We start from the raw sequence: 19,408 nt of genomic DNA on the forward strand, positions 1-19,408 counted from the left end.
TCGGCGACCTCGGTGGCGGCGGTCTCGTCGGTCTCGACCGCGGCGGCGTCGTCCTCGACGGGCTCGGGGGTCACGACGTCTTCACTCACTTGGTGACCTTCGCAATCTCGAACGGCTGGGGCTGCTGGGCGGCGTGCGGGTGGGCCGGGCCTGCGTAGACCTTGAGCTTCTTGCCCTGGGCGCGGCCGAGCTTGTTCTTGGGGAGCATGCCCTTGACGACCTTCTCCAGCAGCCGGTCGGGGCGGGTGTCGAGCAGCTCGCCGAAGGACTGCTTGCGCAGACCGCCGGGGTAGCCGCTGTGCCGGTAGGCGAACGCCTGGTCCCGCTTGTTGCCGGTGAGGACAACCTTCTCCGCGTTGACGATGACGACGAAGTCGCCGGTGTCGACGTGGGGGGCGTAAGTGGGCTTGTGCTTGCCGCGAAGGAGCGTCGCGACGTGCGTGGCGAGACGACCGAGCACCACGTCCTCGGCGTCGATCACGTGCCAGGCTCGGTCGACCTCGCCGGGCTTAGGGCTGTACGTGGGCACGGGTCTACCTCATCGTCAACATGCGTCATGGGTGCCTGTGCGGGCATCACCCCTGGGCGAACGGGTCGTCCAGGGGCGCGCAACGCGGCTCGACTCGCGCTAAACCAGCCGAGCTTTACGCCCCGCGCCGCACAACAACGTAAGAAGATACCGGGTGGCCGTTGGGGGGTCAAAACCACCCCCGTTCACCCGGCCGGGTGTGGCCTTCGACACGCGGTCCCCGACACGCGGCAAGGCCCGGGGGCAGCCCCCGGGCCTTGGCGGTACGAGCGGGTGACCGGCCGGTGGCCGGTGGTCGGCTCAGCCCCAGCGGTTGGCGTTCGCGCGCTCGGTGGCCTCGTAGTTCTCACCGGACTGCTGCACCGCGACCGCGATGGAGGACAGGACCTGCTTGAGCTCGTCGTAGGCCTTGTCCCACTCGGCCTGCTTGGCGTTCCACGCCTCGGAGGCGGCACCGGTGTAGCCCGCGGCGAGCGGGGCCAGGCGCTGCTTGAGGTCGCCGAGCAGGGTCTCCAGCTGGCTGGAGGTGGACGCGAGCGACTGCGACGCGTTCGCGACCTCCGCGAAATTGACCTTGATGATGTCGCCGGACATTGGGTTTCTCCCTGAAGTCGTCAATCAAGTACGAGATGGGCCGGAAAGCACTACCGCGGAAAGAGGACTCAGCCGCCGAGGACGCTGGTGATGTTCGACAGCGAGGAGGAGGACTCCTCTTCCTGGCGGACGTAGGCCGCGTTGCTCTCCTTGAGCTGCTGCGAGATCGCCTCGAGGGCGGTGTGCAGCTTGTTGGCGTCGTCGTTGTAGCGCTGCATCAGCGTGGCGAAGGCGCGAGCGGCGTTACCCGACCAGTTGTCGTGCAGCGGCTGCAGGGCGCTGCCCAGGCTCTTGAGAGAGTTCTGGCTCTGCTCGTTGACGTTGTCGACGTCGACAGCGGCCTTGGCCATCTCTTCTGGCGTGATTCCGTAACCGGACATTGGGAGAAACCCCCTGGCTTGTGGTTGGGTCGTACGCCTTCTTCGTTCGTACGCCGCTTACGACGAAGACCCTGCCAGGTTTGGTTCCCCCTCGGTGCGGGTTGGTTGCAGGTCGTTGCTCCCGTTAACGGTCTTGCCGGGAACCCGCAGGTCAGACCGGGTCCACCGGGACCGGACAAGGCGCAGATGAGTTCACAGGTGTGAACGTCGCCGCAGGTCAGCCCCCGTGCAGCAGGATCTGGTCCTGCGAGAAGTCCTCGTCGTCAGGGGTGTTCGGCTCCTTGCGCGCCTGCTCCGGCGGCGCGCTGGTCGACTTGGCCGCCAGCCGCTGGGTGTCGCGCCGGAACGCGGCGCTGGTCTCGCGCGCCTCGGCCGAAGCGCGGCGCGCGGCGGTCACCGCGGCGGACACCTCGGCCCGGAACTTCGCGACCGACTCGGCGAATCCCTCGTTCACTGCCCACCTCCGACCACGGTGGAGCGCACCACCGTCTCGCAAGCCTGCCGCACCAGTTCCCGGCCGCCTTCTGTGTACTGGCAGCCGATGCTGACCTGGTACCTGCCCTCCAGGAGCACGTACCAGTCGACGGTAGCGCCCTGCTTGGCCACCTGCTCGCGGTAGTACACAACATCGCGGCCCGCGAAGCTGGCCTTTTCGTCGTATCCCGACAGTTCCGAACCGCGGCCGTCGAAGTCCGCCCGCAACCGCTCCAACGCGCGCGCACGGTCGGTGCCGCTGTCGAACGAGAGTTGGCGCTCTTGCACCAGGACCAGGTCGTTGCCCTGCTCGGCACCGGTCGGTTTGATCTCCGTGCGCATGATCCCGGGGTTGCCGCCGGTCTGCGTCCAGTCGTCCGGCAGCGCGAACCGGTAGTCGTAGCGCGAGATCGTGGTGCTGCCCGCGCTGTCCTGGTTCACGGCGAGCAAGAGCCCGACACCGCCGCCCACCAACGCGAGCAGAACGCCGATCCCTATGTAGAGCCCCGTCTTCCGCTTCTTCTTCGGCTGTTGTTCGGCGGCGGGCAAATAGGGCTGCGGTGCCCGGTAAGGGGGTTGCTGGTGCGATCCGGTCCCGTGCGGGGCGCCTGCGAGCACACCGGTGTGGTCCACATCGGGGGCGACCGCCCGCAACGCCCCCCTGGCGACGACGGTCTCCGGCTGGTCGAGCGTGACCGGCACGACCCCCGTCCGCTCCGCGACCAACCGCGCCACCAACGGGATCCGGCTCGACCCGCCGACGAGGAAGATCCCGGCCAACCCCGAGGGCGCCAACCCCGCGTCCCGCACCGCGGCGAGGGTGAGCGCCACGGCGGCGGCGACGGGCTCGGCGATCAACCGCTCGAAGTCGTCGCGGGTCACGTGGGCGTCGGGGAAGGGGGACGGGAGCGGGATGTCGGTGTAGGTGTGCCGCGACAGCGTCTCCTTGGCGTTGCGGACGTCCTGCCGCAGCACCCGTCTCCGGCGCCGGTCGAGCAGGTCCCTGCCCTCGATGAGCTCCGCCCACGCGTCGCGGTGCTTGGCGGCGGCCGTGCGGCCCAGGTGCTCGAGCAGGAGCTGATCGATGTCGGCGCCGCCGAAGGTCGGGTTTCCCTTGGTGGCCAAGACGGTGAAGAGGGTGGTGTGCTGCTCGGTCCGCACAACGCTGACGTCCACGGTCCCGCCACCGAGGTCCAGGACGGCCAGGGTGCGCCCCTGGCCGGGGAAGCTCGCGGAGTGGAAAACGGCCGCCGCCACGGGTTCCGGCACCAACAGCACCCTGGCGGCGAGCCCGGCAGCGGCTTGGCGCAGCACCTGGGTGCGCACACTCCCCCAGTCGGCCGGGTGGGTCAGCACGAGCTGGTCGACCTGCACACCCCCGGCCACCCGCCGCGCCTCGGCGACGGCGCGCCCGATCACCGCCCGGAACACCTGGACCACGGGGATGACCGCGGCACCGAGCAACAGCTCACCCTCGTCGATCCGCCGCTTGGGATGCGGCTCGAACCGCGAGGGGTCCAGCGCGGCCTGCCGCTCGGCCTCCTGCCCCACGAACAACGTGCCGTCGATGCCGGCGTACACGGCCGACGACAACAGCGGCTGCCCGTCGATGACGATCACTTGCGGTTCCCGCCCGTTGAGCGAGATGGCGACACAGGTGCTGGAAGTGCCGAAGTCGACAGCTACACGCAGCACCCTGGCCACCTCCTGACGGTATGTCCAAGGTCACCCTACGTGGCGACCCGCCGTCAAGGCTTACGGGCCCGGGTGCACAGCCTTGGCCCGCCAGGACCAAGCCTGAGCGGGCACGACACCACCCCGCCCCGGGGCGCGACCGGGGGGCTTGACGGCGCCGAAGCAGGCACCGTCGGCGGGCTGGCTTCACCAAGCGGGCACCACGCGGTGTCCTTGATCGGGTCGGGCCCCGCTCGGCGGACACCGAGCGAGGCACCGGCGGGCCGCGGCAGCGAGCGCTCCTCCCGCTCGGCCAGGCCGAGCGGGAGGGTGGCGGCGGCTACTCCGGCTGGATCCAGGCGGCGCGCATAAGGGATCGGCCCACCTCGCAGCTGACCACCGTGCCCCGGCCTGGTGGCAGCGCGGAGGGGTTGACGCCATGGAGGAGGGCTCCGTCGGCAGGCCTGTTTCACCACGCGTGCCTCGCTCGGCGGACACCGAGCGAGGCACCGGCGGGCCGCGGCAGCGAGCGCTCCTCCCGCTCGGCCAGGCCGAGCGGGAGGGTGGCGGCGGCTACTCCGGCTGGATCCAGGCGATGTGCATGAGGGATTGGCCGACCTTGCGGCTGACCAGGGTGCCTCGGCCTGGGGGCAGCGCTGACGGTTTGACGGTGCCGAGGAGGGCGCCTTCGTCTTTGCTGCCGCTCATGACGATGCCGGGGCTGGCGATCTCGCGGAGTTTGCCCAGGACCGGGTCGAACATGGCGCGGCTGGCGCCGCCGGTGCGGCGGACGGTGATGACGTGCAGGCCGACGTCCTTGGCCTGGGGGAGGAACTCGGCGATGGGCTGCAGCGGGTTGTTGCCCTGGGTGGCGACCAGGTCGTAGTCGTCGACGATGACGAACAGTTCCGGGCCCTTCCACCAGGAGCGGTTCTTGAGCTGCTCCTGGGTGACGTCCGGGCCGGGGAGGCGCTTGAGCATGGAGCCCCGGACGTCCTTGATCATGTCGCCGAGCTGGTTGGAGGAGACGGCGTAGCCGAGCAGGTGCTCGGTGTTGATGTAGCCGAGCATGGTGCGCCGGTAGTCGACCAGGATGATGACCGCTTCCTTGGGGGTGTAGCGGTCCATGATGCCGCGCACGATCACCCGCAGCAGGTTGGTCTTGCCGGACTCGCCGTCGGCGAAGGCGACGAAGTGCGGCTCGGACTCCAGGTCCAGGTACACCGGGGCCAGGTCGTTCTCGTCGACGCCGATCGGCACGAGCTTGCTGTCGCGGCGCGGGTCCTGGGCGATGAGGTCCTCGTAGGGCAGGACCTCCGGCAGCAGCCGGACCTTCGGCGCGCTGCGGCCGCGCCAGCCGGACTTGATCTTGGCGACCGCGTCCTGCACGCCACCGGCGACGTCCTCCGGGTTGCTCGACCCGTCGATGCGCGGCAGGCCGGTCAGGAAGTGCAGCTTGTCCCGCGACAGTCCGCGACCAGGCCGCCCGGCTGGCACGTTCACCGCCACCCGACGGTCCACATCGGACTCCGACGGGTCACCGAGGCGCAGCTCGAACCGGGTGCCGAGCAGGTCCTTCAACGCGGGCCGGATCTCCGCCCAGCGGTTGGCCGCGACCACGACGTGGATGCCGTAGGACAGGCCCTGGGCGGCCAGGTTGACGACCTGCATCTCCAGCGTCTCGAACTCCTGGCGGAAGTTGAGCCAGCCGTCGACGATCAGGAAGACGTCGCCGAACAGGTCGTCCTTGAGCTCACCTCGGCGCTTGCGGTTGCGGAAGTCGGTCATCGAGTCGATGCCCACGTCGCGGAAGCGCTGCTCGCGTTCGGTGACCAGACCGGTCACCTCGGCCACCATCCGGCGGGCCTTGTCCGGGTCGATGCGACCGGCGACCCCGCCGACGTGCGGCAGGCCCTCCAGCGTGCCGAGCGTGCCGCCGCCGAGGTCGAGGCAGTAGAACTGGACCTCTTCGGCGGTGTGCGTGAGCGCCATCGACATGACCAGCGTGCGCAGCATCATCGACTTGCCCGACTGCGGCCCGCCCGCGATCGCGGCGTGGCCAGCGGCACCGGAGAAGTCCGCCCACAGCAGGTCTCGCCGCTGCTCGAACGGCTTGTCGATGATGCCGAGCGGCACCTGGAGCCTGCCGTTGCCGTAGAACCCGACCGGCGACAGACCGCGGTCCTCGGTCGGCTGCAGCGGCGGGAAGAGCGTGTCGAGCGAGTTAGGCTCGTTCAGCGGCGGCAACCACACCTCGTGCGCGGGCGGACCCTGCCCCACGAGCCGGTTGACGATGACGTCGAGCTCGCTGGCCTCTTGCCCGCCCTCGGGCTTCTTCTCCTCCTGGACCGGCTCCAGGGGCTTCTCCGGCTCCTTGGGGATCTCCACGTAGTCCGGCACGAACAGCTTCGCCCGCCGGTCACCCGAGACGGCGGCGACCGGCCCGGCCGCCTGCATGCCCGCGGGGCGGTACGGCCCGGACACGTACGCGGCCTTGAACCGAACCATGGTGCTGGTGTCGAACTTCAGGTACCCGGAGCCGGGGATCGACGGCAGCTCGAACGCGTCCGGCACGCCGATGGCCGCGCGGGACTCGGCCGCGGAGAACGTCTTGAGGCCGATCCGGTAGGACAGGTGCGAGTCGAGACCGCGCAGCTTGCCCTCTTCCAGCCGCTGCGAGGCGAGCAGCATGTGCATCTGCAGCGACCGGCCGAGCCGTCCGATCGCGACGAACAGGTCGATGAAGTCCGGTTTGGCCGACAGCAGCTCGGAGAACTCGTCGACCACGATGAACAGCGCGGGCAGCGGGTCGAGGTCGGCGCCGTTCTCGCGCGCTTTCTCGTACTCCCAGACGTTCTTGAAGTTGCCGCCGTTCTTCAGCGCCTCCTGGCGCCGGTTCATCTCACCGGCCAGCGCGTCCTTCATGCGGTCGACCAGGGTCAGGTCGCCCTGCAGGTTGGTGATGACCGCGGCGACGTGCGGCGCGGAGTCCAACCCGAGGAAGGTCGCGCCACCCTTGAAGTCGACCAGCACGAAGTTCAGCGTCGACGACGAGTGCGTGGCCAGCATGCCCAGCACCAGCGTGCGCAGGAACTCCGACTTGCCGGACCCGGTCGCGCCGATGCACAGGCCGTGCGGGCCCATGCCCTCCACCGCCGCTTCCTTGATGTCGAGCTCGACGGCCTGGCCGAACTCGCCGACGCCGAACGGGACCCGGTAGCGGTCGCGCACCGGCCGGGGCCGCCACGCCTGCTGCACGTCGAAGGTCATCGGGTCGCCGGGGATGCCGAGCAGTTCCAGCAGCGTCGGGTTGGACAGCAGCGGTTCCTCGTCGCCGGAGTCGGCGGCCGCGGCGGAGAGCCGGTACGGGGACAGCTTGCGCGCCAACGCTTCCGCCTCGGCGACGCTGAGCACGTCCGGGCTGGCGAACCACTCCACGCCGGAGGCGCTGCGCGCGCCGAGCCGGTCCGCCTCGACCACCAGCCGCAATCCGCGCCGGGCGGTGAGGTTGCCCAGGCACTCGGACAGGTCGACCAGCGTGACGCCGACCAGCCCCTCCTCCAGGATGATCTGCTCTTCCTTGGTGACCTCGCCGTCGTCGATGACGATCACCACGTGCGGCTGGTCCGGCTGCGGCGGGGCGTTGCGGGTGAACCGCTGCCGGTCGCGCAGCTCGTCGTCGAGCCATGCCTCGATCTGGGCCAGCGAGCCGCTCATCATGCGCAGCTGGCCGATGCCGTCGAGCAGCGTCGGGTGCTGGGCGTGCGGCAGCCACTTGGCCCACTCCCACTCCGCCTTGGCCTTGCCCGAGGTGACCACCGCGATCAGCACGTCGTCGGGGGTGTGGAAGGTGACCAGCTGGGCCAGCAGCGCGCGGGTCAGGCCGCGGGTGAGCGCCTTGTCGCCGGTGAGGCCGACCGCGGCGAACCCGCGCACGGCGACCTGGATGGGCAGGTCCGGGACGATCGAGTGGGCGCGGACGAACCGGCGCAGCGCCAGCGTCGCGATCGGCTCCAGCTCGTCGACCGGGCCGGTCTGCGGCGGCACCAGCCGGGTGGCCAGCCGCTGCGAGCCGCGGCCGACGCGCAGGTGGCAGAAGTCCGAATCGGCCTGGCGGCGCTCCCACATCCGCCTGCTGGTCGCGATCGACCACAGCGCCTGCGGGTCGGGGTGCGTCCACTCCAGGGCGGAGCGCTGGTCGAGCGCGGCCTCGCGGGCCCGGTCGCGCATCTGGCCGAGGTAGCGCAGGTAGTCCTTGCGGTCCTCGTTCATCTCGGCCTTCTTCTGGCCGCCGCCGCGCCCGCCCATGCCGCCCGCCATCATGCCGACGGTCGACATCAGGAACATGCCGCCGAAGAGCAGGGACGTGGGGTTGCGCCCGCCCACGACGAACATGAAGGCCATCATGCCCACGGAGGCGACGATCATGACCCCGGGCAGGATCTTCATCAGGATGTTGCCGGGGATGACCCTGGGCACCTCGGGTGGCGGTTCGAGGTGGACCTCGCCGCCGGGCTGCCTGGGCGCGGCAAGGCGGGGCGAACGCTTGAACTGCAGCGTGCTCACCGGGTGGACACCTCTTCGACTCGCTGGCGGGAGGACTGGGAAAAGCTACCGAACCACCGGTCCGTTCACGGTGGACTTCGACCGCGCTCCGGGTAACACCGCGCTCACCAGGACCGCGACCAGGAACAACGCGCCGCACAGGGCGCCGACGAGACCCGCGCCGGAGATCGCCTGGAAGTAGGTGAGCCCCGCGGCGACCGCGAGCCCCAGCACGGCGGTGGCGAACCGCCCCGGCCCGCTCGAGCGGCGACCGAGCAGCACGACCACGGCGACCAGCGCGAACAACGCGCCGAGGACCACCCTGGTCGTGTTGGCACCGGCGACGAACACGGGTACGACGGCGGCGACCGCGGCCGTCGCGAGGACAGCAGCGGGCAGCACAGGGCCGTGGTCGTGCTCGGCCATCTCTCCCCCTGTTCGTCGCCCCTCGTCGCCGACTTCCGCCGAACCGGCGCATCCCGAGATATCGGTGCGGCCATACTAGGACCGATTCCGGTCGCGCCGGGGTCGGTCCGAGCAGACCTGTGGACAACTCACGAGGGGGCGGGCAGTGGCAGCCGGTACGACCGTGTTCAGCAGAGTGACCGTGGTCGCGCCGAGAACGCGCATCGACGTGGCGCTCCCGGCCGACGTCTCGGTCGCCGACCTGCTGCCGATGCTGCTGGAGATGGCCGGGGAGACCACCCCGGACGGCGGCGCGCGCCACGGCGGCTGGTGCCTGGCCAAGCTGGGCGACAACCCGCTCGACCCCAGCCGCACCCTCGGCTCGCTCGGCGTCGTCGACGGCGACATGCTGCAGCTGCGCAAGCGCGCGGAGAACCCGCCGCCGCCGCTGTTCGACGACGTCGTGGACGCCATCGCCGAGTCCACCCCGGACAGCTACCGGCCGTGGACCAAGGAGACCGCCAACCGGATCGGCCACATCGCGGGCGCGCTCGCGCTGGTCACCGGCGCGTTCGCGGTGCTGATGGCCGGTCCGCTGTGGGGCGGGGGCAACCTGGGTCCGGCGATCACCGCGGGCACCGGCGCGGTGATCGCGGTCGCGCTCGGCGCGGTGTTCGCCCGCGCCTACCAGGCCCGCACCACCGGTGTGCTGATCGCGGCGGCTGGCGGGCTGCCGCTGGCGTTCGTCAGCGGGTTGTCCATCGTGCCTGGGGAACCGGGGCGGCCGAGCCTGCTGCTGGCCTCGGCGCTGGTGCTGATCGTGGCGTCGGCGTCGATCATGGTCATCGGCGCGGGGATCACCACCTTCGTCGCGGCCGGGACCGCCGCCGCGCTCGGGGTGATCGCCTTCGCCGTGGCGACGCTGATCGCGCACCCCGCGGCCGGGATCGCGGCCGGGACGGTCGCGGTGGCGCTGGGCGCGCTGTCGGTGCTGCCCCGGTTGACCATCCAGTTGGCGAGGTTGCCGCTGCCGAACGTGCCGGGCAGCGCGGAGGACCTCAAGGAGGACACCGGTTTCCCCGACTACCGCTCGATCGAGCGGCGCGCGGGCCTCGCGCACGAGTACATGACCGGCATGATCATCGGTTGCGGTTCGGCCGCGGCGATCGGCGCGATCGTCTCCGCGGGCGCGCCCGGTGTCTGGGGCGTGCTGCTCGGTGTCGTCGCGACGCTGGTGCTGCTGCTGCGGGCGCGCACCTACGCCAACGGCAGCCAGGCGATCGCGTTGCTGGCCACCGGGATGCTGGCCGCGGCGGGGATCCTGCTCGGCTGGCTGTTCACCGCGGACACCTTCGGTCGGCTGCTGTGGGTCTTCGGCGCGCTGGTGCTGCTCTCGGCCGGGGCGCTGGTGCTCGGTGTGGTGTTCCCCGAGCAGCGCTTCTCGCCGCCGCTGCGCCGGACCGTGGAGATCATCGAGGCCATCTGCATCGCGGTGGTGCTGCCGATCGCGCTCGCGGTGATGGACCTGTACTCGACGCTGCGGGGTGTGAGCTTCTCATGAGGACGGCCCGCCGGTTCGCCGCTGTGGTCGGCGCGGCGGCGTTGGCGGTCGCGTTGCCGCTGCCCGGTTCGGCGCAGACCAGCCCGACCAGGACGCCGGACGAGCGGGCCGAGCGGATCGCGTCGATGGCCGAGCCGCCACCGCCGGACCCGGCGGTGGCCGTGCCGAGCGGGTCCGACCCGGACACCGCCTACACCCTGGCCAACAACTGCATCGGCTCGCTCAACCAGGGCACGGACCTGAAGAACAAGCCGTGGGGCCAGATGCAGCTGCGCTTCGACGAGCTGCACCAGTTCGCCACCGGCAAGGACGTGCTGGTCGCGGTGATCGACACCGGCGTGCGCGCGCACCCGTACTTCGGCGGGCGGGTGCAGCCGGGCGGCGACTTCGTGGTCAAGGACAAGCAGGGCCTCGAGGACTGCGACGGGCACGGCACCGAGGTCGCCGGGATCATCGCGGCCAACCCGCCCGGCGACATCGGTTTCCGCGGTATCGCCCCGGAATCGCGGATCCTGTCGATCCGCCAGTCGAGCGCGAACTACAAGGGCGTGCGGGTCCCCGGCGAGCAGGCGCTGCCCGCGGGCACGTTGGAGACCCTGGCCAAGGCCGTGGTGCTGGCCGCGGACCAGGGCGCGCGCGTGATCAACATGTCGGTGGACAACTGCCGCGCGGTCGCCGACGGTCCGATCACCCCGGCGGAGCGGCAGCTGCAGGCCGCGCTGCGCTACGCCTACGAGCAGAAGGACGTCGTGCTCGTCGCCTCGGCGGGCAACACCGGCGAGAAGGGCTGCCCCGACCAGCGCAACGGCGTCGACCCGAACAAGCCGACGCACATCGTCACCCCGCCCTGGTTCGCCGACTACGTGATCTCGGTGGCCGCCATGGGCCGCAGCGGCGACCCGGCCGAGTTCTCGGTGCAGGGCCCGTGGGTGAGCGTCGCGGCGCCGGGCACCGACATCATCTCGCTCGACCCGGCGACCAACGGCCTGGCGAACCTGCAGGTGCTGCAGGACGGCAAGCAGGTGTCGATCCAGGGCACCAGCTTCGCCGCGCCGTACGTGGCCGGGTTGGCCGCGCTGATCCGCGAGCGCTTCCCGTACCTGAAGGCGGACCAGGTGGCCAACCGGATCAAGGTCTCCGCCTCGCACCCGGCGGCGCCGGGCGGCCGGGACAACCTGGTCGGCTACGGCATGATCAACCCGATCGGCGCGCTGACCACCCTGATCCCCAGCGAGCAGGGCGTCCGCCCGGACGAGGCGCTCAACGTCCGCGCCGCGCTCCCGGCCCCGGAGATCAAGAACTGGGCGCCGACGCAGGTGGCGATGGTCGGCGCGGCAGGCGGGGTGCTGTTGTTGCTGCTCACGCTGTTCGTGGTGCACACGATCCGCCGCAACCGACCCGGCACGCGCCGCGAGATCCGCGGGTCGGCCTAGGTCGATTCCGCCCTTCTGCGGAACCTTATGGGCCAGATGGTCGTATCCTCCTTGTGGGACAACGGGAGGAACCGTGACTCGTCGACTGCGCCCAGCACGACCGTCCGGCTCCGTCCTGATCTGGCCCGTGGTCGGCCTCGTGCTCATGGGCCTGCTCGCGATCCGCGCCGCCGAGTCGGACGAGCCCGCTGCCGTTGCCCCAGCCGCACCGACTCCGACGATCTCCACCACCGCGGTGGTCGACGACGTGGACCGGGCCCAGGTCGGCAACTGCTTCCGCGACCTGAACAGCGGTGACACCCACGACTTCCGGCTGACCGATTGCGGTTACGACACCTACGAACTCCTGGCGCGCCTGCCCGGCAGCGCGGACACCTGCCCGTCGGACAAGGCGAACTGGTCCGCCCGCTCCCACGACACGACCCTCTGCCTGCGGTACCGGTACCCCGGCGGCACGGGCAACCTGGAGGTCGGCGAGTGCGCGACCCGAACCCCCGGCGGCAAGACGGTCCCCGGGGACTGCCGCCCCGGCGCGTTCACCGTGTCCGGCAAGCACTACAAGACCGCGGACGCGGGCAAGTGCGGCAAGGACATCGGATTCGCCCAACCCCATCCCAGCCGGGCGGAGCTGGACGTGGTCCTGTGCCTGCGCTACCGCTACATAGACGACACGGGCGCGGCCGAAGTCCGCAATTGCCTGACGAAGGTCCGGGAAAACGGCGTGGAACTCCTCCGCTTCGGCGACTGCGTCAAGGGGAACCTCTACCTGACCGGCCGCACCAAGGGGAACAACAAACCCTACTGTGCCACCGACGTCGCCGTGTTCTACGACCAACCCCAGTTCCCGGAGCTGGATTACACCGTCTGCTTGCGCTGGATCTGACCCCGCCGATGAGGACGGGATCACCGGGGTAGGCATCTTCGATCCGGCTGCCCGACCTTGGGTTCGTCCTTGTGCTTCTGCCGCGCGGATTTGGCAGCACAGGCGCTTTGCGCTTCATCCCGCACCTGCTCGCCGTTGTCCCCGCACGGGGCGGGATCAGCGTCGACCTGGGCCGCCCGCGTATCCGCGGCGGGGCTGGGATCGGGCCGCCGCGGCTCTGAAGTGCCGAAGAACACGGTGAACTGGCGGTTCTCCGCCGCGCGGGCCAGCGGCTGGACGACCAGTGCGACCACGGTGAGTGAAAGGGCGACGACCGCGGCCGCGGCGAAGACCGGCCCGTTCACCCGCTTGCCGCAGCCGCCTGGGGCCACGACGTGCACGTCGCCGATGTTGTGCCCGATCTGGACCGAGTCACCGCCCACCGCGGTGACCTCGTTGTTGTTCGCCCCGGGTTGTTCGCCGACCACGACCGTTCACCGCGCCTTCCACGACCTCATGTTGGGTGAACCATGATCGCGCAAGGTGCTATCGGGTGACCCCCGATGTGATCAGCTCAGTGGTGTCTGTTTTCCTCCGCGTTCGCGGAATTTCGTCGATTCCGGGCATTGGTTGTCCGAGATCTGTCATCCCCGCCGGGAACTGGCGGAAAAGCGCTCAGTCGTCGCCGATTACCGGTGGGGAGGATTTGGTGGGCTTGCCGAAGATCTCCTCAGGGTCGCCGGTGACGCGGGTGCGGCGCTTGTGGTCGGTGTTGCCTCCGCCCGCTCCCATGCCGCCCATGCCCATGGGCATGCCGCCCATCATCCCGCCCGCGCCGGTGGGTCCACCGCTGGCCGCGGCGCCCGCGACCGGCATGCCAGCGGGCTTGCTGGGGCCCGCTTCGCCGAGGGTCACGTAGGCGCCGGGCTGCGGCTGGGTGCCCGGGGCCGAGCTGAGACCGCTACCCGTGCCGCCGAATCCCCCGCCACCGCCACCGAAACCGCCGCCACCGCCGAAGTCGGGCGAGGAGGGGATGGTCGACGACGAGGGCACGGAGGTGCCGGGGCCGCCGGGAACGGTCACCGAGGGGACCTGGACCGGGGTAACGGCCCAGTTCTCCTCCGGGAACGTGTGCGCCATGGTGATCGGCTCGAACACCTTGGACCCGTCCATGCCGTCGAACAACCGCACCAGGGCTTCCATGATCTGGCGGACGGCCTCGAACAGCTGGCGGGTGGGGCGGTTCATCTGGTCGAGGTACTGGCGGGTGCGGTCCTCGCCCCGGCCGGGTTGGGCCATCGCCTGGGAGGTGTTGTGCGCGACCTCCGCGAGCACCCCGGCCAGCTCGAGGACGACCTCGCGCAGGCCGTCGGCGGTCAGGTCGAGCACCTCGCCCATCGCGATCATGGCGTCGGACATGTCGTTGCCCGCGAGGCCGACCCTGGTCATGTACTCGATGAACGAGTCGGCGTCGGCGCCCTGCCAGGCCGCGTCGAGGCCGCCGAGCGGCTTGGTCAGCTCGCCGACCACGACCTCGGAGTACGCGCCGACCGCGCGCCAGCGGTCGGCCTCGGCGTGCAGCTCGCTCCACCGGCCGACCACCGGCGCGAAGTACTCCTCGACCGGGTCGGGGACGCCGAGCTCGCGGCACAACCGGCTCAGGAAGTCCAGGTACGCCGCGTAGTTCGACTCGATGTCGGCACCGTCGAGGCCGCCGTGCGACGGCAGCGGCTGCGCGGCCGAGGCCAGCTCGGGCTGCCCCCACGGCTGCTCGGCGGCGGCCACCGGCTCGGCGGCGGTGGCCAGCGCGGCCTCCCGCGGCGCGGGCTGCCAGTCGTCGGTGGTGCTGACCACCGGTGCCCAGTCCCAGCTGTCGTTGTCGTCGGCTCGCCGCATCGCCGCCCCCTCAGCCCTGGCCGCTGCGCTTGATCGACTGCGCGCCCTCGTCGTCGGAACCCTGGTGCTTGTCGGCGATCTGCGACAGCGCGGTGGCCGCGGCCCCCAGCGCCTCCACACCGCGGGTCAGCTGCGAGCGCAGCAGGTCCGAGGCGCGCAGGTACGAGTCGGTGACCCTGGTCGTCTTGCCGACGGACCCGAAGGACTCCTGGGTCAGCGGCGCGGTGCGCAGGGTGTCGGCACCCTTGCCGAGCTCGTCGGCGGCGGTGGCCACCGTGGTGGCGTAGCCGCTGATCCACGCGGGGTCTACCTCGATGGCAGCCATGGCTGACCTCCCGGTTGTCGATTCCGGTGCCGGTTCGACGTCGATGCTCCCCGCTCGGTTCCCGTCCCGGGAGGGGAGATCAGCCGCCCGGCGTCGGTTGCGGTTGTTGGACCGGCAGCGCCGACGGCGTGGTGGACGGGAACCTGCCCGCGTCGACCGGCACCACGTCGTAGGTCTGCAGCACGTCCCTGGTGTTGAGCGAGGCGCCGTTGGGCAGCAGCCGCACGATCGCGTCCGGTGCGGGCAACTGGTCGGCGAGGCCGAGCGCGGCGGCGGTCCGCTGGTCGGGGATGCCGAACTTCACGCCGCGGTCGGAGATCAGGTAGATCGGCCCGGTCGCGAAGTCCTGCGGCGAGGTGGCGCCGCGCACGACGGCCGCCCGGCCCGGCGGCATGTAGAAGTAGTTGAGCCGCTCCCCGTCCGCGCTCGGCGTGGTCACCTCGATGGAGGCGGGCTTGCCGGTCGCGTTGCGCGGCAACGGCATCTCCTTGCCGATGTGCACCTCGGTGTGCTGTTCGGCGGTGGGGCCGGAGCCGACGATGTTCCACCCCAGGCAGGCGACGGGGTAGTTCACCGGGCTGAGCACCTCGGGGACGACCTCGGGGTAGGAGTTGTCGTCGATGGGGGGTGTGGCCGAGGAGGCCGGGATCTGGTCCGGCCGGACCTTGGTGATCTCCGCGCCGCCCTCGGTCGTGGTGAACCGGATCAGGTCCGCGGTGGTCTTCTTCACCTGCTGCACGCCGTCGACGAGCACCACGTAGTAGTCGGTGCGGCCCGCGCGCTCCACCTGCACGACCGACCCGACCGGCATGCCGTTGACGTCGACCTGGCTCTTCTCGCCCCGCCCCGGGATGGTCGGCGGGGTGAGCGCCGGGGCCTCCGGGATGGCGTTGAGCAGGCCCGTGGTGATCTGCCTGGTGGAGCTGTCCGACAGCGCGAGCGCCGCGCGGACGTTGCCCTTGCTCATGTCCACCTTGGCGCGCACCGTGTTGGCGTTCTTGATGTTCGCCGTCGCCGGGGTGCGGTAGACCAGGTAGGTGTCCTTGGTCGCGGACTTGACCAGCAGCGCTTCCTCGGCGGCCAGCTCGGGGCCGAGCTCGGTGACCCCGCCTGCCACGGTCGTCTCGATCTTGTTCTCGGCGGCCTTGTTGTTCAGGCTCGGGTCGAGCTTGTACTCGTCGCACACCGCCCAGTCGGCGCCGATGCGCTGGCCCGCGCCCGGCAGCAGCTGCGGGCCGTCCTGGATGCCGGTGAGCCGGTCGCGCGGGATGCCGACCAGCTTGTCGTCCGGGATCACCTCGGCCTCGGTCGGCGCGGTCGTGCCGCCGCCGTCGGTCTGGCTGCCCGGCTGGCCCTGCGCGCCGGGGTTGGTGCGGGCGAGCAGCAGCAGCCGCGCCGAGGCGAGGTTGAAGGTGGGGATGAGCACCTTCCCCTTCTCGGTGTTGGTGAGCAGCACGTACACCGCGCCGGAGGGCTTGGCGATGATGATCCCGGACTCGTTGGGCAGCTTCGGCGCGGGCTTGAGCAGCCCGTAGACCAGGAAGCCGACCATGGCGACCGCGGCGATGCAGATCCCGACCACGGTGGCCCTGCTGTGCGTGCGCATCGGGTCGTGCAGCATGACCGCGTCCTTGCGCACCAGGGCGGATTGCATCCGCCGCAGCACGAAGCGGTACGCCTGGACCTGGGACTTGGTTGTCGGTGTTGATGGCATTCTCGGCCTGCTGCTCTCCCCGTCGCGGTACGGTTCCGCAGGATAGCCGTACGGTGTCGGCTGGAAGCGGGTCTCCGGGAAACCTGTGGACAACCCGCGCGGTGGCCGGACGAGGGGAAGAGAACGAGCGGATGTCGGTGAGCACGTCTGGACGGCACGGCCGCACGCCTCCCCCTGGTCAGCCACCCCGCCCGGCAGGCCCGCCGCCGGGACCCGGTCCCGGCAGGCCACCCGGCCCACCGCACGGTGCACAACCTCCTGGCGCACAACCCCCGGGCGCACAGCCTCCCGGCGCACAGCCCCCTGGCGCCAAGCCACCCGGCCCGCCGCCGGGCAACCAGCCTCCCGGCCCGCCGCACGGCGGCCAACCGCCGGGACCGCCCCCCGGGGCCAAGCCACCCGGTCCGCCGCCGGGCGCCCAGCCGCCGCGGCCCGCCACCCGGGTGTCCGCGCGCAGGCGCAACCGGGGCGCGAGCCTCGGCGCGCTGCCGGTGGCGAACCTCGTGGTGCTGGAGGTCGGCGTCGCGATCGGCTTGGTGCTGCTGGCGATCGACGTGAAGCTGGTCTACGTCGCGATCGCGGTCGCCGCCGTCGCGCTGGTGGTCGCGTTCCTGCGGTGGCGCGGCCGCTGGTTCACCCAGTGGATCGGCCTGACCGTGCGCTACACGTTCCGCTCGCACTCCCGGGTCAGCAAGCCCGCTGCCCCGGTGAGCATCGAGGAGTTGGCCGCCACCGACGGGTCCGCGGTCACCGGCCCGGACGACCCCAGGGTGAGCCTGCTGCGGTTGGCCGTGCCCGACCTGGTCGTCGCGCACGGGGTCGACCACGAGCGCAGGCCGCTGGGCATGGCCTGGCACGAGGGCACCTGGACCGCGGTGCTGCTGGTGGACCCGGCGCCCGCGCTGGTCAGCCAGGTCGGGTCGACGCCGAGCCTGCCGCTCGGCGCGCTGGCGCCGTGCCTGGAGGACCGCGGTGTGGTGCTCGACGCGATCCAGGTGATCTGGCACTGCTACCCGGGTAGCGCGGCCCTGCCGCCCAACTCCCCCGCGCTGGCGTCGTACCTGGAGGTGCTCGGCCCGCTGTCCGCGGCGGCCAGGCGCACCACCTGGGTCGCGGTGCGGCTGGACCCGAGGCGCTGCCCGGCGGCGGTCCGCGAGCGCGGCGGCGGCGTCGTCGGCGCGCACCGGGCGCTGATCGGCGCGCTGTCGCGGGTGCGCAACGCGCTGGAGTCGCGCGGGGTGCCGACCCGCCCGCTGGACCCGGACGAGCTGCTCAAGGCGGGCATCGCCGCGGCCGAGCTGACCGGGGTCGCCGGGTCGAACACCCCGGTCGGCCTGCGCGAGCGCTGGACCGGGGTCACCGCGGCGGGCATCGGGCACGCCAGCTACGCGATCACCGGCTGGCCGCAGGGCAAGGCGGCGACCACCCTCAACGCGCTGACCGGGGTGCGCGCGCTGTCGGCGACCGTGGCGATGTCGATCTCGCCGGGTGCTGACGACGGCCAGGTCGGCCTGCGCGGCCTGGTCCGGGTCAGCGCCCGCACGCCGGAGGAGCTCAGCCACGCCGACGAGCGGCTCGACGCGATCTCCGACCGGCTGGGGATCACCCTGACCCCGCTGCGCGGCCTGCAGGTCGCCGGGCTGGCCGCCACGCTGCCGCTGGGAGGGCAGGCATGAGCCCCGGCGGTACGCCGTACAACCACAGCGCGGTGCCGCGCGAGAACCGCACCCACCCGTTCGCGGCTGGGAGAACGCGCATGATGCCGAGCCGCGGCACCCGCGTGCTCCCCGCTGCGCGGTCATCGCTGGGAGGGCAGACATGAGCCCCGGCGGTACGCCGTACAACCACAGCGCGGTGCCGCGCGAAAACCGCACCCACCCGTTCGCGGCTGGGAGAACGCGCATGATGCCGAGCCGCGGCACCCGCGTGCTCCCCGCTGCGCGGTCATCGCTGGGAGGGCAGACATGAGCCCCGGCGGTACGCCGTACAACCACAGCGCGGTGCCGCGCGAAAACCGCACCCACCCGTTCGCGGCTGGGAGAACGCGCATGATGCCGAGCCGCGGCACCCGCGTGCTCCCCGCTGCGCGGTCATCGCTGGGAGGGCAGACATGAGTTCGAGCCGGTTGCTCGACACCAAGGGCGGTGCCGGGGGCATCGCGCCGGAGTTCCTCGTCTCGCCGGACATGCTCGACGCGGTCAGCCCGTCCGGGGACCGCGGCGGGATGGTGCTCGGGTCGGGGCTGCAGGGCGAGCCGCTGACGATCTCCGCGCTGCGGCCCGCGCCGACCAGGATCGTGCTGGTGGGTGGTCTGTACCTGGCCAGGCAGGTGGCGCTGCGGGCGATGGCCGTCGGCGCCTGGGTGGTGGTCGCCACCGGGCGGCCCGCCGCCTGGCAGGTGCTGCAGAAGGCCGCGGGCACCGGGCCGGACGGCCGTCCCGCGCCCCTGGTGCAGATCCGCAGGCTCAGCCCGGTGGAGCTGCCGCGGCCGTCGGAGGACGGTCCGCTGCTGGTCGTGCACGACGGCGGGCCCACCCCGCAGGAGCTGTTCCCGCCCCGCTCGCCGTGGCAGACCACGGTCTACGTGCTGCCCTACATGCACCCGCAGGCGGGCGCGACGGCCAACGCCGCCGACCTGGTGCTGCTGCAGCGGCTCCCGGTCGGGCAGGCCCAGTTGGCCGCGCGGGTGTGGCGGCTGCCCCCGCCGATGGTCCAGCAGTTGACCACGCTCGCCGACGACCAGGTGGTCGCGCTGGGCAAGAACCTGTGGCGCCCGCTGCGGTTGGTGACCACGCAGAAGGAACAGCAGATCCTGGGCCCGGTCCGCCGAGGAGACTAGCGTCACAAAGGTGCGCGCAGGGTAATCACCCGGGTTCTCCGCGTGGTTTTCCGAGCCCATTTTCCGCGCTACCGTCCCGCAACCGTCGCGCACCGGATCCGAATACGAACACCCGGTGTCCTAAACCGGCGACCCCCGGTGGGATTCCGGACGTCCGTCACACCGTCCGCAACCGTG

At 71.5% G+C, this 19,408-nt stretch carries 16 protein-coding genes; 5 read left to right on the forward strand and 11 right to left on the reverse strand.

The genetic code is table 11. The features are described from left to right. Positions 1-85: 85 nt before the first annotated feature. The 7 genes from rplM to JOD54_RS02710 all read right to left on the reverse strand — a co-directional run bounded on the left by rplM (position 86) and on the right by JOD54_RS02710 (position 8,622). Positions 86-529: a 50S ribosomal protein L13 gene (gene rplM / locus JOD54_RS02680; RefSeq protein ID WP_204449023.1), complete on the reverse strand. Its 444-nt coding sequence runs from the start codon at positions 527-529 to the stop codon at positions 86-88. Between the two features lie 300 nt (positions 530-829). Further along, positions 830-1,123: a WXG100 family type VII secretion target gene (locus tag JOD54_RS02685; RefSeq protein ID WP_092777732.1), complete on the reverse strand. Its 294-nt coding sequence runs from the start codon at positions 1,121-1,123 to the stop codon at positions 830-832. 68 nt (positions 1,124-1,191) lie between these two features. Further along, positions 1,192-1,503 (reverse strand): WXG100 family type VII secretion target, encoded by a 312-nt coding sequence (locus tag JOD54_RS02690; protein ID WP_204449024.1) that lies wholly within the window; start codon positions 1,501-1,503, stop codon positions 1,192-1,194. Between the two features lie 217 nt (positions 1,504-1,720). Continuing rightward, positions 1,721-1,957, reverse strand: coding sequence for a hypothetical protein (locus JOD54_RS02695; protein WP_204449025.1), 237 nt, complete (start codon positions 1,955-1,957; stop codon positions 1,721-1,723). Next, the gene (locus JOD54_RS02700; protein WP_204449026.1) at positions 1,954-3,672 is read right to left on the reverse strand and encodes a type VII secretion-associated protein; all 1,719 of its coding nucleotides are present in this window, start codon (positions 3,670-3,672) and stop codon (positions 1,954-1,956) included. The genes JOD54_RS02695 and JOD54_RS02700 overlap by 4 nt, the downstream gene beginning before the upstream one ends. A 552-nt stretch (positions 3,673-4,224) precedes the next feature. After that, on the reverse strand, positions 4,225-8,217 hold the full coding sequence (gene eccCa, locus JOD54_RS02705; RefSeq protein ID WP_204449027.1) for a type VII secretion protein EccCa: 3,993 nt from the start codon (positions 8,215-8,217) through the stop codon (positions 4,225-4,227). Positions 8,218-8,262: 45 nt separating this feature from the next. Then, a complete protein-coding gene (locus JOD54_RS02710; RefSeq protein WP_204449028.1) occupies positions 8,263-8,622 on the reverse strand; it encodes a hypothetical protein in 360 nt (119 codons plus the stop codon). Between the two features lie 145 nt (positions 8,623-8,767). Between JOD54_RS02710 and eccD the strand changes: the two genes are divergently transcribed. From eccD to JOD54_RS02725, 3 genes are all read left to right on the forward strand, one after another. After that, a complete protein-coding gene (gene eccD, locus JOD54_RS02715) occupies positions 8,768-10,162 on the forward strand; it encodes a type VII secretion integral membrane protein EccD (RefSeq protein ID WP_307859807.1) in 1,395 nt (464 codons plus the stop codon). After that, on the forward strand, positions 10,159-11,595 hold the full coding sequence (gene mycP, locus JOD54_RS02720; RefSeq protein WP_204449029.1) for a type VII secretion-associated serine protease mycosin: 1,437 nt from the start codon (positions 10,159-10,161) through the stop codon (positions 11,593-11,595). Before eccD ends, mycP begins: the two co-directional genes overlap by 4 nt. A gap of 73 nt (positions 11,596-11,668) precedes the next feature. Continuing rightward, positions 11,669-12,478, forward strand: coding sequence for an LppU/SCO3897 family protein (locus JOD54_RS02725; RefSeq protein WP_204449030.1), 810 nt, complete (start codon positions 11,669-11,671; stop codon positions 12,476-12,478). Positions 12,479-12,498: 20 nt separating this feature from the next. Here the strand turns inward: JOD54_RS02725 and JOD54_RS02730 are convergent, their stop codons facing one another. The 4 genes from JOD54_RS02730 to eccB all read right to left on the reverse strand — a co-directional run bounded on the left by JOD54_RS02730 (position 12,499) and on the right by eccB (position 16,392). Further along, positions 12,499-12,945 (reverse strand): hypothetical protein, encoded by a 447-nt coding sequence (locus tag JOD54_RS02730; protein WP_204449031.1) that lies wholly within the window; start codon positions 12,943-12,945, stop codon positions 12,499-12,501. Positions 12,946-13,132: 187 nt separating this feature from the next. Beyond that, complete coding sequence (locus tag JOD54_RS02735; RefSeq protein ID WP_239573261.1) at positions 13,133-14,353, reverse strand: WXG100 family type VII secretion target; 1,221 nt, start codon at positions 14,351-14,353, stop codon at positions 13,133-13,135. Positions 14,354-14,363: 10 nt separating this feature from the next. Further along, on the reverse strand, positions 14,364-14,678 hold the full coding sequence (locus JOD54_RS02740; RefSeq protein ID WP_204449032.1) for a hypothetical protein: 315 nt from the start codon (positions 14,676-14,678) through the stop codon (positions 14,364-14,366). 79 nt (positions 14,679-14,757) lie between these two features. Beyond that, a complete protein-coding gene (gene eccB, locus JOD54_RS02745) occupies positions 14,758-16,392 on the reverse strand; it encodes a type VII secretion protein EccB (RefSeq protein WP_204449033.1) in 1,635 nt (544 codons plus the stop codon). 491 nt (positions 16,393-16,883) lie between these two features. On the opposite strand from eccB, the gene eccE reads away from it, so the two are divergent. Further along, positions 16,884-18,068 (forward strand): type VII secretion protein EccE, encoded by a 1,185-nt coding sequence (gene eccE / locus JOD54_RS02750; protein ID WP_204456036.1) that lies wholly within the window; start codon positions 16,884-16,886, stop codon positions 18,066-18,068. Positions 18,069-18,502: 434 nt separating this feature from the next. Then, on the forward strand, positions 18,503-19,231 hold the full coding sequence (locus tag JOD54_RS02755; protein WP_204449034.1) for a hypothetical protein: 729 nt from the start codon (positions 18,503-18,505) through the stop codon (positions 19,229-19,231). The last annotated feature ends 177 nt before the right edge of the window (positions 19,232-19,408 follow it).

Origin of the sequence: Actinokineospora baliensis (assembly GCF_016907695.1) — a bacterium.
Lineage (GTDB): Bacteria > Actinomycetota > Actinomycetes > Mycobacteriales > Pseudonocardiaceae > Actinokineospora > Actinokineospora baliensis.